This window comes from Pseudomonas sp. SJZ080, from assembly GCF_007828295.1.
GTDB lineage: Bacteria > Pseudomonadota > Gammaproteobacteria > Pseudomonadales > Pseudomonadaceae > Aquipseudomonas > Aquipseudomonas migulae_A.
Genome location: NZ_VIUK01000001.1, coordinates 288,062 through 303,587 on the forward strand (window position 1 = coordinate 288,062; position 15,526 = coordinate 303,587).

Sequence of the window (15,526 nt, forward strand, 5' to 3'; positions counted from 1 at the left end):
TTACGTCAGTTGTATGTGTCACTAAGCCTAGCGGCGTTCCGGCAAGAAAAATGGTGCCGAAGTGGATTCGAATTGTGGGTGAACTCATCCGCGAACGTAGGAAAGAGACTTTCTTCAAGGCAAAAAAAGCCCCGCCAAATTGGCGGGGTTGAGGTACGAGCGTGGCGCTCGGAAAACGTGGAACGCGACGGGCCCTCCGGTGAAGGAGGGCCGGCCGGTGTTACAGCAGGATAGTGCGGATGTCCGCCAGCAGGCTGCTCAGGCGCTGGGTGAAGCGTGCAGCAGCGGCGCCGTTGATCACACGGTGATCGTAGGACAGCGACAGTGGCAGCATCAGTTTCGGCTGGAAGGCTTTGCCGTCCCAGACTGGCTGAATGGTTGCCTTGGAAACACCGAGGATCGCCACTTCCGGCGCGTTGACGATCGGCGTGAAGCCGGTGCCGCCAATGTGGCCGAGGCTGGAAATGGTGAAGCAGGCGCCTTGCATGTCGTCAGCGGTGAGCTTCTTGTCGCGGGCCTTGGCGGCCAGCGCAGCGGCTTCGGCTGCCAGTTGCAGCAGGCTCTTCTGATCGACGTTTTTGATGACCGGTACCAGCAGGCCTTCAGGGGTGTCGACGGCGAAGCCGATGTTCACGTATTTCTTGCGGATGATCGCCTTGCCGCTTGGTGCCAGCGAACTGTTGAAGTCCGGCAGTTCCTTGAGCAGGTGCGCGCAGGACTTGAGCAGCAGCGGCAGGATGGTCAGCTTGACGCCGGCCTTCTCTGCAACGGCTTTCTGAGCGATACGGAACGCTTCCAGCTCGGTGATATCAGCCGAATCGAACTGAGTCACGTGCGGGATGTTCAGCCAGCTGCGGTGCAGGCTCGACGCACCGATCTGCATCAGGCGCGTCATCGGCACTTCTTCGGTTTCACCGAAGCGGCTGAAGTCCACGACCGGAATCGGCGGGATGCCCGCGCCGCCGGTTGCGCCTGCAGCCGCGGCCGGTGCTTCCTTGGCCTTCTGCATCATGGCTTTGACGTAAACCTGCACGTCTTCTTTCAGGATGCGACCGTGCGGACCGCTGGCGCCAACGGCGCTCAGCTCGACGCCGAACTCGCGAGCCAGTTGGCGTACCGCCGGGCCTGCGTGAACCTTGGCGCCTGGCTTGGCCGGTGCAGCAGCCGGTGCGGCCGGTGCCGGAGCAGCGGGCGCAGCGGCGGCCGGGGCAGGAGCGCTCGGTGCAGCAGCTGCAGGAGCCGGGGCAGCCGCAGGGGCAGCGCCTTTGACTTTCAGTTTCAGGATCAGGTCGCCAGTACCGACTTCGTCATCCAGCTTGATGGAAACGCTTTCCACCACGCCAGCGGCAGGCGATGGAATTTCCATGCTCGCCTTGTCGGACTCCAGAGTGATCAGTGACTGGTCGGCGGTGACGGTGTCGCCTGCCTTGACCAGCACTTCGATGATCTTGGCCTTGCCCGACGAGCCGATGTCCGGGACGTGAATGTCCTGAACGCTGTCGGCAACCGGTGCAGCCGGGGCTGCAGCGGCAGGCGCCGGAGCAGCGGCCGCAGGTGCAGCAGCCTGTGCTGGCGCGGCAGCAGGGGCCGCAGCACCCGCTACTTCCAGATCCAGGATCAGGTCGCCGGTACCGACTTCGTCGTTGAGCTTGACGCTTATGCTCTTGACCACGCCAGCGACAGGCGATGGGATTTCCATGCTGGCCTTGTCCGATTCCAGGGTGATCAGTGACTGATCAGCAGCGACGGTGTCGCCAACCTTGACCTGGATTTCGATGATCTGGGCCTTGCCCGCCGAACCGATGTCCGGCACGTGCACTTGCTGAACCGAAGCGGCAGCAGGCGCAGCAGCTGGAGCAGGAGCGGCGGCAGGTGCAGCGGCCGGTTTCGCTTCAGCCTTGGCGGCAGGCGCAGCGGCAGGGGCCGCAGCAGCCGCACCTTCGACTTCCAGCTCCAGCAGTTCGTCGCCTTCTTTCAGGCGATCGCCCAGCTTCACTTTCAGGCTCTTGATGATACCGGCCTTCGGCGCAGGCACTTCCATGCTCGCCTTGTCCGATTCCAGCGTCAGGATGCTCTGGTCGGCTTCGATACGGTCGCCGACCTTCACAAACAGTTCAATTACTTCACCTTCACCGCTGCCGATGTCAGGTACGCGAATGAGTTCGCTCACAGAATCTCTCCTCAGCAGTCCAGTGGGTTGCGTTTTTCCGGGTTGATACCGAACTTGACGATGGCTTCAGCCACCACCTTGGGTTCGATATCGCCACGGTCAGCCAGTGCTTCCAGGGCTGCCAACACCACGAAATGACGATCGACTTCGAAGAAGTGACGCAGCTTCTTGCGGCTGTCACTGCGGCCGAAACCGTCGGTGCCCAGGACTTTGAATTCCTTGGACGGGACCCACTGACGAATTTGCTCGGCGAACAGCTTCATGTAGTCGGTAGAGGCGATGACCGGACCTTTACGGCCGTTCAGGCACTCTTCGACGTAGCTCAGCTTAGGCTTCTGGCCCGGGTGCAGACGGTTGGTGCGCTCGACGGCCAGGCCATCGCGACGCAGTTCGTTGAAGCTGGTAACGCTCCACACGTCGGCGCCCACGTTGAACTGCTCGCGCAGGATCTTCGCCGCTTCACGGACTTCACGCAGGATGGTGCCGGAGCCCATCAGCTGAACGTGGTGCGCCGCTTCGCGGACGTCTTCCTCGAGCAAGTACATGCCCTTGATGATGCCTTCTTCCACACCGGCCGGCATGGCTGGCTGCTGGTAGGATTCGTTCATCACGGTGATGTAGTAGAAAACGTCCTGCTGCTCTTCGGTCATCTTCTTCATGCCGTCCTGAATGATCACCGCCAGCTCGTAGCCGTAGGTTGGATCAAAGGTGCGGCAGTTCGGGATGGTGGCAGCCAGGATGTGGCTGTGACCGTCTTCGTGTTGCAGGCCTTCGCCGTTCAGCGTCGTCCGGCCGGCGGTGCCGCCGATCAGGAAACCACGGGTACGGCTGTCGCCGGCAGCCCAGGCCAGGTCGCCGATACGCTGGAAGCCGAACATCGAGTAGAAGATGTAGAACGGCAGCATTGGCTGGTTGTGGCTGGAGTACGAAGTACCGGCAGCGATGAAGGAGCTCATGGCGCCCGCTTCGTTGATGCCTTCTTCGAGGATCTGGCCCTTCTTGTCTTCCTTGTAGAACATCACCTGGTCTTTATCGACTGGCTCGTAGAGCTGGCCGACGGAGGAGTAGATGCCCAACTGACGGAACATGCCTTCCATACCGAAGGTACGGGCTTCGTCCGGGATGATCGGAACGATGCGCGGGCCGATTTCCTTGTCCTTGACCAGCTGCGCGAGGATCCGCACGAACGCCATGGTGGTGGAAATTTCACGGTCGCCCGAACCGTCGAGAATCGCCTTGAGCGTATCCAGCGATGGCGTCGGTACGCTGAAGCTCTGCGCGCGGCGCTGTGGCACGAAGCCGCCCAGTGCAGTGCGGCGCTCGCTCAGGTAGCGAGCTTCGGCGCTGTTTGGCTCTGGCTTGAAGAACGGCAGGTTTTCCAGCTCGTCGTCTTTGACCGGGATGTCGAAACGATCACGGAACAACTTCAGGCTGTCGACGTCGACTTTCTTGGTGTTGTGCGCAGTGTTTTTCGCTTCGCCGGCACCGGTGCCATAACCTTTGATGGTCTTGGCCAGGATGACGGTTGGTTGTTCTTTGTGGTTGACCGCTTCGTGGTACGCCGCGTAGACCTTGTATGGGTCGTGGCCGCCACGGTTGAGTTTCCAGATCTCGTCGTCGGACAGATCGGCAACCATCGCCTTGAGTTCTGGCGAGTTGAAGAAGTGTTCACGCACGAACGCGCCGTCTTTGGCTTTGTAGTTCTGGTACTCGCCGTCGATGACTTCGTCCATGCGGCGTTGCAGGATGCCGTCGACGTCCTTGGCCAGCAGTGGGTCCCAGAAACGGCCCCAGATGACTTTGGTCACGTTCCACTGAGCACCGCGGAATACGCCTTCGAGTTCCTGGATGATCTTGCCGTTGCCGCGAACCGGGCCGTCGAGGCGCTGCAGGTTGCAGTTGATGACGAAGATCAGGTTGTCGAGCTTCTCGCGGCCAGCCAGCGAGATCGCGCCCAGGGATTCCGGCTCGTCGCACTCGCCGTCGCCCAGGAAGCACCAGACTTTCTGCTTGCCTTCCGGAATGAAACCACGGGCTTCCAGGTACTTCATGAAGCGTGCCTGGTAGATCGCCTGGATTGGGCCCAGACCCATGGATACGGTCGGGAACTGCCAGAAATCAGGCATCAGCCAAGGGTGCGGGTAGGACGACAGGCCCTGACCGTCCACTTCCTGGCGGAAGTTGTTCATCTGGTCTTCGGTGATGCGGCCTTCCATGAACGCGCGGGCGTAAACGCCTGGTGAAGTGTGACCCTGGAAGTAGATCAGGTCGCCGCCGTGTTCGTCGGTCGGGGCCTGGAAGAAATAGTTGAAGCCGATGTCGTACAGGGTTGCGCTGGAGGCGAAGCTGGAGATGTGACCGCCCAGGTCAGAATCTTTCAGGTTCGTACGCATCACCATGGCCATCGCGTTCCAGCGTACCAGCGAGCGAATGCGGCGTTCCATGAACAGGTCGCCAGGCATGCGTGCTTCGTGGGTAACGGGAATGGTGTTGCGGTATGGCGTGGTGATGGCGTAAGGCAATTGCGAACCGCTGCGGGTTGCGAGTTCGCCCATACGGGTCATCAGATAGTGAGCACGGTCTTCGCCTTCTTTGTCGAGAACCGATTCCAGGGCGTCCAGCCATTCCTGGGTTTCGACGGGATCGAGGTCTTGCATGGCTTGCTCCAGGGCGGAAAGGCTTCCAGAATCGGTTGCCTGAGTTTGCGACTGGCCTTGTGGGCAGACGATATAAATTCTTGGATTGCCGAGAGGTAGGTTCCGGCGGCGTGTAGTTTTACTACAAATCATCGGGCATTTCAGCTATCCGAATGTATATACGAGTAGTAAAACTACAGATGAGCGGCTTGTGGCCTCCAGCTGCGTTGTGAGAATAATCGTTAAGGTTGGTCTTTTGCCAACCGAAAAAGGTGAAAGCTTGATGCTGTCTGCCAAAAATAAAGAAAATTCAGCTATTTCTAACCTTTGTTCGACAGTCGATCACGTAGTGCGATTTGAAAATTCACTACATGCAGCCCTCTACACGCCGATCAAGGATAGACCATGAGCCTCCCTTCGCTTGCCGAACTGCCCGGCATTCTGTTGCCGTTTGTCACCCGTGCCGAACAGTCGTTCCGTGCGGCCGTCGAGGCGCTCGATGATGATCATGGCCTGTCCGGCTGGACGCCTGAACGCTGGGCGCAATTCGCCCGCGTCACCGCCGCCAGCGACTTCGTGATTGAACAGAGCGTTCGTGACCCGTTGATGTTGCTGGCGCTGGTGCAGTCCGGCGAACTGGATCGCGGTTTTGCCCCCGGCGAGTTGTGCGCGCAGATTGCGGCGGCGGTGAATGCCGCGGAGACCGAAGACGAACTCGGTCGCGCCCTGCGTCGCCAGCGCGCCCGCCATCAAGTGCGGATCATCTGGCGTGACCTGACTCGTCAGGCCGACCTCATCCAGACCTGCCGCGACCTCTCGGACATGGCCGATGCCAGCATCGATCAGGCTTATCAGTGGTTGTACTCACGCCATTGCCAGCAGTTCGGCGTGCCGACCGGTCGGCGCAGCGGCGAGCCGCAGCAGATGGTCATCCTCGGCATGGGCAAGCTCGGCGCGGTCGAGCTCAATCTGTCGTCGGACATCGACCTGATCTTCGCCTACCCCGAGGGCGGCGAAACCGTCGGGGTGAAACGCTCGCTGGATAATCAGGAATTCTTCATCCGTCTCGGCCAGCGCCTGATCAAGGCACTGGACCCGATGACCGTCGACGGTTTTGTGTTCCGCGTCGACATGCGCCTGCGACCTTACGGTTCGGCCGGTGCGTTGGTGCTGAGCTTCAACGCGCTGGAGCAGTATTACCAGGATCAGGGCCGTGACTGGGAGCGCTACGCGATGATCAAGTCGCGGGTGGTGGCCGGCGATCAGGTGGCGGGCGCGCAACTGCAAGAGATGCTGCGCCCGTTCGTCTACCGGCGTTACCTGGACTTTTCCGCCATCGAAGCGCTGCGCACGATGAAGCAGTTGATCCAGCAGGAAGTCCGGCGCAAGGGCATGGCCGACAACATCAAGCTCGGCTCCGGCGGCATCCGCGAAGTCGAGTTCATCGCCCAGGCGTTTCAGTTGATCCACGGCGGCCGCGACCTGAGCCTGCAACAACGTCCACTATTAAAAGTACTGAGCACGCTGGAAGGTCAGGGTTACCTGCCGCCGGCGGTGATCAGCGAACTGCGCGAAGGCTACGAATTCCTGCGTTACACGGAGCACGCCATTCAGGCGATTGCCGACCGCCAGACCCAGATGTTGCCGGACGGTGCGCAGGATCAGGCGCGTATTGCCTATATGTTGGGCTTCGCCGATTGGGACGCCTTTCATGAGCAGCTGATGTATTGGCGCGGTCGCGTTGCGTGGCACTTCGGTCAGGTGATCGCCGATCCCGACGAAGAGGACGGGGCTGAAAGCGAAGTGGTGGTCGGCGGTGAATGGCTGCCACTGTGGGAAGAAGCGCAGGACGAAGAGGCCGCTTGTCGGCAGTTGGAGGAGGGCGGTTTCGTCGATGCCACCAAAGCCCTGAAAGCCTTGGCCAGCCTGCGCAGCAGCCCGCAATTGCGCGCGATGCAGCGTTTGGGGCGCGAACGCCTCGATGCCTTTATTCCACGGTTGCTGGCGCAGGCGGTCGAGCACGCCAACCCGGATCTGGTGCTGGAGCGCGTACTGCCGCTGGTTGAAGCGGTGGCCCGGAGGTCCGCGTACCTGGTGCTGCTGACCGAAAACCCCGGTGCGCTGCGACGTTTGCTGACCTTGTGCGCCGCGAGCCCGTGGATAGCCGAACAGATCACCCGCTTCCCGCTGTTGCTCGACGAATTGCTCAACGAGGGCCGGCTGTTCAAGCCGCCCCTGGCGCCGGAACTGGCGGCGGAGTTGCGCGAGCGCCTGACGCGGATTCCCGAAGACGACCTCGAACAGCAAATGGAAGCCCTGCGCCATTTCAAACTGGCGCACCGCCTGCGCGTCGCCGCGTCGGAAATCGCCGGCAGCCTGCCGCTGATGAAAGTCAGCGATTACCTGACCTGGCTCGCCGAAGCGATCCTCGAACAAGTGCTGGCCCTGGCCTGGCGCCAGACCGTGGCCAAATACGGTACGCCGCAACGCACCGACGGCACCTTGTGCGATCCTGGCTTCATCATTGTCGGTTACGGAAAAGTCGGCGGTCTGGAACTGGGGCATGGTTCGGACCTGGACCTGGTGTTCATTCACGATGGCGATCCGCAGGCGGAAACCGACGGGCTGAAGCCTATCGACGGTGCGCAATTTTTCACCCGGCTCGGGCAGCGGATCATTCACTTGCTTACGGCTCAGACCAACTCCGGTCAGCTGTATGAAGTGGACATGCGCCTGCGGCCATCCGGTGCTTCCGGCCTGTTGGTGAGTTCGCTCGGGGCGTTTGCGCGGTATCAGGAAAACGAAGCCTGGACCTGGGAGCATCAGGCGCTGGTACGGGCGCGGGTGCTGGTGGGCAGTCCGGACGTCGGCCAGGCGTTCGAGAAGGTTCGCGCAGCGATTTTGGGCAAGCCCCGTGATTTGCCGACCTTGCGTCAGGAGGTCAGCGAGATGCGCGCCAAGATGCGCGACAACCTCGGCAGCAAGAGCACCGCAGCCGGCACCGGGGCGAATGCCTTCGAGGCCACGGCGCCGTTCGATCTCAAGCAGGACGCCGGAGGTATCGTCGATATTGAATTTATGGTGCAATACGCGGCCTTGGCGTGGTCCGAAACACACCCGCCATTGCTGCGCTGGACCGACAATATCCGGATTCTGGAAGAGCTGGAACACGAAGGGCTGATGCCCGCCGAAGACGCCAGCCTGTTGCGCGAGGCCTATAAAGCCTACCGCTCCGCCGCGCACCGGCAGGCCTTGCAGAAGGACGCCGGGGTGATACCGGGCGACCAGTTCGTGGATGAACGACTGCAGGTGTTGCGGATCTGGAAAGAGTTGGGGCTGAGCTGAAACCCGGTAGTCGAAGCGACAAGATTCAAATGTGGGAGCGGGCTTGCTCGCGAAGGCGGAGTGTCAGTCGACGTTAATGTTGGATGTGACTGCCCCTTCGCGAGCAAGCCCGCTCCCACAGTAGATCTGCATAGTTTCGCAGATCGATGTACACCAAATCCCAATGTAGGAGCGGGCTTGCCCGCGATAGCGGAGTGACAGTCGACAGTCATGTTGGATGTGATGATCCCATCGCGAGCAAACAGGCTCCCGCAGTGATTCTCGAGGCGGGGAGGCGTATGCCTCCCCGGTTCGTTTTTGGAAACCACATGAAAATTCTGATCGTTGGGCCCAGTTGGGTCGGTGACATGGTGATGGCGCAGACACTGTTTCAGTGTCTCAAGCAACGCCACCCGCAGTGCGAAATCGACGTGCTGGCCCCCGAGTGGAGCCGGCCGATTCTTGAGCGCATGCCCGAAGTTCGCCAGGCCTTGAGCTTTCCGCTTGGCCACGGTGCCCTGGAGTTGGCAACGCGTCGGCGCATCGGCAAATCCCTGGCCGGCCAGTACGACCAGGCGATCCTGCTGCCCAATTCCCTGAAGTCGGCGTTGGTTCCGTTCTTCGCCGGCATCCCGAAGCGCACCGGCTGGCGTGGCGAATTCCGCTACGGTCTGCTCAATGACGTGCGCACGCTGGACAAAGAGCGTTACCCGCTGATGATCGAGCGTTTCATGGCCCTGGCTTACGAGCCTGGCGTCGAACTGCCGAAACCGTATCCGCGGCCGACCTTGCAGATCGATCCGGTGTCTCGCGAAGCGGCGCTGGCCAAATTCGGTCTGGCCCTCGACCGTCCGGTGTTGGCGCTGTGCCCCGGTGCCGAGTTTGGCGAGTCCAAGCGCTGGCCGTCCGAGCATTACGCCAAGGTCGCCGAAGCGAAGATTCGCGAAGGCTGGCAAGTCTGGCTGTTTGGTTCGAAGAACGATCACGCCGTGGGCGAAGATATCCGCGCGCGGTTGATTCCCGGCCTGCGCGAAGAGTCGGTGAACCTCAGTGGCGGCACGTCCCTGGCCGAGGCTATCGACCTGATGTCCTGCGCGGATTCGGTGGTGTCCAACGATTCCGGCCTGATGCACGTCGCCGCGGCGCTGAATCGCCCGTTGGTGGCAGTGTACGGCTCGACGTCGCCGGGCTTCACGCCGCCGCTGGCCGAGCACGTCGAGATCGTGCGCCTGGGCATCGAATGCAGCCCGTGCTTCGATCGCACGTGCCGCTTCGGTCATTACAACTGCCTGCGCCAGCTGATGCCGCAAGCAGTGAACGAAGCCTTGCAGCGGTTGCAGGGCACTGTGGTCGAGGTCAAATAGTTTGCGGGTTCTGCTGATCAAGACTTCTTCGCTGGGCGACGTGATTCATGCGTTGCCGGCGTTGACCGACGCGGCCCGGGCGATTCCCGGCATCACGTTCGACTGGGTGGTGGAAGAGGGTTTCGCCGAGATCCCGACCTGGCACCCGGCCGTGGGCAAAGTGATCCCGGTGGCGATCCGTCGCTGGCGCAAGAACATCTGGCAGACCATCAAGAGTGGCGAGTGGAAGCGCTTCAAGCAAAGCCTTCGCGCCACGAAATATGATCTGGTGATTGACGCACAGGGCCTGTTGAAAAGCGCCTTGCTGACCCGCTACGTCAAGGCGCCGGTGGCGGGCCTCGATAAAGGTTCGGCACGGGAGCCGATCGCCGCGCGTTTCTACGATCGACGGCTGGCGGTTGCCCGTGGCCAGCACGCGGTCGAGCGAGTGCGCCAGTTGTTCGCCATCGCGTTGGGCTACGACTTGCCCAAAGGCCTGGGCGACTACGGCCTGAACATCGAGCGCCTGGTGGAGCTGCCGCGCAAGAACCCTTACGTGCTGTTCCTGCACGGCACTACGTGGGACACCAAACACTGGCCCGAAGCCTACTGGCGCGAGCTGGCCGAGCGTGTCGGCTATCTGGGCGTCGGCGTGAAACTGGCGTGGGGCAATCCGGCGGAGAAAGCCCGTGCCGAGCGCATCGCCAAGGACATGCGGCACGTCGAAGTGCTGCCCAAACTGAATCTGGCGGGCATCGGCAAAGTGCTGGCCGGCGCGCAGGCGTGCGTGGCGGTGGACACCGGTCTTGGTCACCTTGCCGCAGCACTCGACGTGCCGACGCTGTCGCTGTTCGGCCCGACCAACCCGGGCCTGACTGGCGCCTACGGTAAGGCGCAGATCCACATGGCCAGCGATTTCCCCTGTGCACCGTGCCTGCAGAAGAAATGCACCTATCAACCAACGGCCGAAGATGCCCGTCGGTTCGACCTGAAACGCGAGTGGCCGCTGTGCTTCACGCGTCTGAATCCCGAGCGTGTCGCGACCCGACTGAGCACGTTGTTACTGGCTGAGGAGCTGCGCTGATGCAATTGGCATTCGTCTTGTACAAGTACTTTCCATTCGGGGGCTTGCAGCGCGATTTCATGCGCATCGCCCTGGAATGTCAGCGGCGCGGCCATCAGATTCGCGTCTACACGCTGATCTGGGAGGGCGATATTCCGCCGGGTTTCGAAGTGTTGGTGGCGCCGGTCAAGGCGTTCTTCAATCATCGCCGCAACGAGAAGCTCAGCGAGTGGATGGAAGCCGATCTGGCCAAGCGCCCGGTGGATCGTCTGATCGGCTTCAACAAGATGCCGGGTCTGGACGTCTACTACGCTGCTGACGGCTGTTTCGAAGACAAGGCGCAAAACCTGCGCAACTCGCTGTACCGCCGCTGGGGCCGCTACCGCCACTTCGCCGAGTACGAGCGCGCGGTGTTCGCCAGGGACGCCAAGACTGAAGTGTTGATGATCTCCGAAGTCCAGCAGCCGCTGTTCATCAAGCATTACGACACGCCGCTGGAGCGCTTCCATTTGCTGCCTCCGGGCATCTCTCAGGACCGTCGCGCGCCGGCCAATGCCGCCGAGATTCGTGCCGAATTCCGACGTGAGTTCAACCTGAAAGACGATGACCTGTTGCTGGTACAGATCGGCTCCGGGTTCAAGACCAAGGGTGTGGATCGCAGTCTCAAGGCGCTGGCCGCGTTGCCCGCCGATCTGAAGAAACGCACCCGGCTGTTTGTAATTGGCCAGGATGACCCCAAATTGTTCCAGATGCAGAGCGCCACGCTGGGGCTCGGCGATAACGTGACGTTCCTCAAGGGGCGTAGCGATATCCCGCGTTTTCTGCTCGGGGCCGATCTGTTGATCCACCCGGCGTACAACGAAAACACCGGGACCGTGTTGCTCGAAGCGCTGGTGGCCGGGTTGCCGGTGCTGGTGAGCGCGGTCTGCGGTTATGCCCATTACATCGCTGAGGCCGACGCTGGCCTGGTGCTGGATGAACCCTTCGATCAGGCGCAACTGACGCAATACCTGACCGGTATGTTGAACGACGCTCAAGCACGGGCGGCCTGGAGCCGCAACGGTCTGGCCTTCGCCGAGACGGCCGACCTCTACAGCATGCCGCAACACGCGGCCGATGTGATTCTGGCGGAGCACGCTTAATGAAGTTGATGCTGGCTGAACCGTTCAAGAGCCTTTGGGCCGGACGCGATCCATTCGCCGAGGTCGAAGGGCTTCAAGGCGAGGTGTACCGCGAGCTGGAAGCTCGTCGCACGTTGCGCACCGAGGTGAACGGCAACGGGTTTTTCGTGAAGATCCACCGTGGCATTGGCTGGGGCGAGATCTTCAAGAACCTGCTGACCGCCAAGCTGCCGGTGCTTGGCGCGGGTCAGGAATGGAAAGCCATTCAACGCCTGCAGGAAGTCGGCGTGCCGACCATGACGGCGGTGGCCTACGGCGAGAAGGGCAGCAACCCGGCGGACCAGCATTCGTTCATCGTCACCGAAGAACTGGCGCCGACCGTCAGCCTCGAAGACTTCAGCATCGACTGGGTCAAGAGCCCGCCCGAGCCAAAACTCAAGCGCGCGCTGATCGCCGAAGTCGCGCGCATGACCGGCATGATGCACCGCGCCGGGGTCAACCACCGCGACTGCTACATCTGCCACTTCCTGCTGCACACCGACAAGCCGGTGACGGCTGATGACTTCAAGCTCTCGGTGATCGACCTGCACCGCGCCCAGACCCGCCCGGTGATCACCCGTCGCTGGCGCAACAAGGATCTGGCGGCGCTGTACTTTTCGGCGCTGGACATCGGCCTGACCCGACGCGACAAGCTGCGTTTCCTCAAGGGTTATTTCCAGCAACCCCTGCGCCAGATCCTCGGCGAAGAAGCCGGGTTGCTCGCCTGGCTCGAGGGCAAGGCCAACAAACTCTACGACCGTAAACAGCGATACGGGGATGCGCTCTGATGTCGGGCTGGAAACTGGAACCTGCTTACAGCGACCTGGCCGACGATTTCGGCAGCCTTGAAGCAGTGTTTTCCCTCGAGGGCGAGCAGTTGACCCGCGACCCGTTGTCCGAGGTCGTCCGCGTCCAGCGCAATGGCGTCAACTACTACGTCAAGCGCTACGTGGGTGCTGGCAAGGGCTTGCGCCGCTACCTGGGCAAGCCGCGGGTGAAGATGGAATGGCAGAACCTCAAGCGCTTTGCCAAGTGGGGCATTCCCACGGCGCAAGTGGTGGCCTGGGGTCTTGAGCGGCGCGGTGCAGCCTACGCTCGCGGGGCGATGATCACCCGTGAACTGCCCAATACCGAAGACCTCAATGCCCTGGCCGAGCGGCGCGACCCGAAATTGAAGGACCGCGCCTGGGTCGATCACATCAGTCGACAGCTGGCCGGTTACACCCGGACCATGCACGACAATCGCTTCACCCATAATGATTTGAAGTGGCGCAACCTGCTGGTCGACGATCAGGCGCGACTGTTCCTGATCGACTGCCCCAACGGTGATTTCTGGAGCGGCTTCTGGCTCAAGTACCGCATCACCAAGGATCTGGCATGTCTGGACAAGGTCGCCAAGTATCACCTGTCGGCCACCCAGCGCCTGCGCTTTTACCTGCAATACCGCCAACGGACACGGCTCAATGCGACCGATAAAAAACGGATCCGGCACGTGGTGAGATTTTTCGAGGGGCGCGAATGACTGATTTTCTGGCCGCTGAAGACCGTGCGCTTTTAGAGCGTCACGGCCTCGGCACCTTCGATGCACTGTGGGCCCGGCAGCTTGAGGCTGTGGATGAGCCCAACACCGCGCGCGGTGGCTGGAGCAGCGTGTTTCGGCTGGATCTTGAAGGTCACGGCTTCTACCTCAAGCGCCAAAGCAACTACCAGATGCGCACCCTGCACGCGCCCTTTGGCGAGCCGAGTTTTGCCCGCGAGTTTCGCAACATTAGCCGTTATGAAAAGCTCGGCATTCCGGCGTTGAAAGCGGCGTTCTTCGGTGAGCGCAAGGTCGACGGCGAAGTCCGGGCGGTTTTGCTGACCCGCGCGCTGGACGGCTGGGATGACCTGGATTCGCTGTTGCAGCGCTGGTCGGATCTGAGCCCGGCGCAGCACTCGGCGATTTTGCAGGCGTGCGGGCAACTGGCTCGGCGCCTGCACGGCGCGCGTCAGGTTCACGGCTGCTTCTACCCCAAGCACATTTTTCTCCAGGCCACCGGCGACGGTTACATGGCCCAGCTGATCGACCTGGAAAAGACCCGGCCCCTGCTGTTCGGTCAGCGTGATCGAATCAAGGATCTGGAGCCGTTGACGCGGCGTTCGCCCCAGTGGAACGACGCGCAATTGCGCGAGTTGTTGGCCACCTACCTGGATCAACCGCAGGACAGTTCGCTGATCGACAGCTGGCTGACGCGATTGACCGCGCGGCGCAGCTACAAGAGGTCGACCTGATGCGTTTGTCCGAACTGAAAGAGGCGGGTCGCCAACCGCGCCTGCCACTGAGCATCTCGCTGGCCGATGCCGCCGGGCCAGCCGAGTTGCAATTGTTGAGCCTGTTGCGAGTGTTGCCAGGACAGCGCTATGTCGGCGCCGGTGTCTGGCGTGGCCGGCCGGTGTTGGCCAAGTTGTTGGTCGGCAGCAAAGCGGCGCGGCATTTTCAGCGTGAACTGGACGGCGTGCGTTTGCTCGCCGCCCAGGGGCTGACCACACCGCAGCTGTTGGCTGATGGCCTGAAGGACGGCGAGGGTGGCTGGCTGCTGTTCGATTTCCTTGAGGGTGCCGAAAGCCTGGGGGATACCTGGAAACAGGTCGAGCATTTGCCGGTGCTCGCGGATGGGCAAGGGGCTGTGTTGGCCGAGGCGCTGGGCGCGATCGGCCAGATGCACCGCAAAGGGCTGTGGCAGGAAGACCTGCACCTGGACAACCTGCTGCGCCAGGGCGGTCGACTGTATTTGATCGACGGCGCTGGAATCTGCTCTGAAACCCCTGGCCAACCGCTGTCGCGACAGAAAGTCCTGGAAAACCTCGGGGTGTTTTTCGCCCAGTTGCCCAAGTCACTGGAGCCCTTCATCGAAGAGTTGCTGGTGTATTACCTTCTGAGCAATGGCGAACATGCCTTGCCGATGGAAGCATTGCAGAAGCAGATCGACAAGGTGCGCAGTTGGCGCCTCAAGGACTTCCTGATCAAGGTCGGTCGTGAATGCACACTGTTCAGCGTGCAGCGCGGGGCGTTCGGTTTGCGGGCGATTCGCCGCGAGGAAGAAGCGGCGATGCTGCCGGTGCTGGAGCAGGCCGATGCCTTGCTCGATCAGGGCCATCTGTACAAGACCGGCGGCGCGGCGAGTGTCGGCAAAGTCGAGGTGGCGGGTCGTACGCTGGTGATCAAGCGCTACAACATCAAAGGGTTCGCCCACTGGCTCAAACGCTTCTGGCGCCCGAGCCGTGCCTGGCATTCCTGGCGCGAAGGCAATCGATTGGCGTTCCTGGGTATCGCCACGCCGAAACCGTTGGCAGTACTGGAAAAACGTTTCCTCTGGTTGCGCAGCAGGGCTTATCTGGTGACCGAGCATTTGCCGGGGCCGGACATCATCGAACGGTTCGCGCCGTACGTTGACAACGGTGAAGCGCCCGAAGCCGAGCTGGTGGCGCTGGATCATCTGTTTGCGGAGCTGATTCGCGAGCGGATCAGTCACGGCGATTTCAAGGGCCACAACCTGTTCTGGCAAGAGGATCGCTGGGCGCTGATCGATCTGGATGCGATGTGCCAGCACCGCTCGCTCGGCAGCTTTGCCCCGGCGTATGCGCGGGATCGGGCGCGGTTCATGCGTAACTGGCCTGAGAGCAGTGCTTTGTATCAGGTTATTGATCAGCGTTTGCCCAAAGATATCTCTGGCGCTGCCTGAATCGGGTCTTCGACCCTATCGCGAGCAAGCCCGCTCCCACACTGATCCGGGGTGTACGCAGATGATGCGCAAAGCCCGGAAACTGTGGGAGCGGGCTTGCTCGCGAAG

At 61.6% G+C, this 15,526-nt stretch carries 10 protein-coding genes; 8 read left to right on the plus strand and 2 right to left on the minus strand.

The window, feature by feature from the left end; genetic code table 11:
• Positions 1–220 precede the first annotated feature (220 nt).
• On the minus strand, positions 221–2,170 hold the full coding sequence (gene aceF / locus FBY04_RS01360; protein WP_145314314.1) for a dihydrolipoyllysine-residue acetyltransferase: 1,950 nt from the start codon (positions 2,168–2,170) through the stop codon (positions 221–223).
• A gap of 11 nt (positions 2,171–2,181) precedes the next feature.
• Positions 2,182–4,827: a pyruvate dehydrogenase (acetyl-transferring), homodimeric type gene (gene aceE, locus FBY04_RS01365; protein ID WP_084320961.1), complete on the minus strand. Its 2,646-nt coding sequence runs from the start codon at positions 4,825–4,827 to the stop codon at positions 2,182–2,184.
• 384 nt (positions 4,828–5,211) lie between these two features.
• On the opposite strand from aceE, the gene glnE reads away from it, so the two are divergent.
• The 8 genes from glnE (at position 5,212) to FBY04_RS01405 (ending at position 15,418) form a co-directional block, all read left to right on the plus strand.
• Positions 5,212–8,151: a bifunctional [glutamate--ammonia ligase]-adenylyl-L-tyrosine phosphorylase/[glutamate--ammonia-ligase] adenylyltransferase gene (gene glnE / locus FBY04_RS01370; protein ID WP_145314315.1), complete on the plus strand. Its 2,940-nt coding sequence runs from the start codon at positions 5,212–5,214 to the stop codon at positions 8,149–8,151.
• Positions 8,152–8,459: 308 nt separating this feature from the next.
• Entirely contained in the window at positions 8,460–9,494 is a 1,035-nt protein-coding gene (gene waaF, locus FBY04_RS01375; protein ID WP_084320959.1) for a lipopolysaccharide heptosyltransferase II, read from the plus strand.
• A 1-nt stretch (position 9,495) separates the two neighbouring features.
• The gene (gene waaC, locus FBY04_RS01380) at positions 9,496–10,557 is read left to right on the plus strand and encodes a lipopolysaccharide heptosyltransferase I (protein ID WP_084320958.1); all 1,062 of its coding nucleotides are present in this window, start codon (positions 9,496–9,498) and stop codon (positions 10,555–10,557) included.
• Positions 10,557–11,678 carry a glycosyltransferase family 4 protein gene (locus FBY04_RS01385; protein WP_084320957.1) on the plus strand — a complete coding sequence of 374 codons (1,122 nt, stop codon included), beginning with the start codon at positions 10,557–10,559 and terminating at the stop codon, positions 11,676–11,678. Before waaC ends, FBY04_RS01385 begins: the two co-directional genes overlap by 1 nt.
• Entirely contained in the window at positions 11,678–12,484 is an 807-nt protein-coding gene (rfaP, locus tag FBY04_RS01390) for a lipopolysaccharide core heptose(I) kinase RfaP (RefSeq protein WP_145314316.1), read from the plus strand. Before FBY04_RS01385 ends, rfaP begins: the two co-directional genes overlap by 1 nt.
• Complete coding sequence (locus FBY04_RS01395) at positions 12,484–13,218, plus strand: lipopolysaccharide kinase InaA family protein (RefSeq protein ID WP_145314317.1); 735 nt, start codon at positions 12,484–12,486, stop codon at positions 13,216–13,218. Before rfaP ends, FBY04_RS01395 begins: the two co-directional genes overlap by 1 nt.
• A complete protein-coding gene (locus tag FBY04_RS01400; RefSeq protein ID WP_084320954.1) occupies positions 13,215–13,967 on the plus strand; it encodes a lipopolysaccharide kinase InaA family protein in 753 nt (250 codons plus the stop codon). Before FBY04_RS01395 ends, FBY04_RS01400 begins: the two co-directional genes overlap by 4 nt.
• On the plus strand, positions 13,967–15,418 hold the full coding sequence (locus FBY04_RS01405; RefSeq protein WP_084320953.1) for a lipopolysaccharide kinase InaA family protein: 1,452 nt from the start codon (positions 13,967–13,969) through the stop codon (positions 15,416–15,418). The genes FBY04_RS01400 and FBY04_RS01405 overlap by 1 nt, the downstream gene beginning before the upstream one ends.
• Positions 15,419–15,526: the final 108 nt, after the last annotated feature.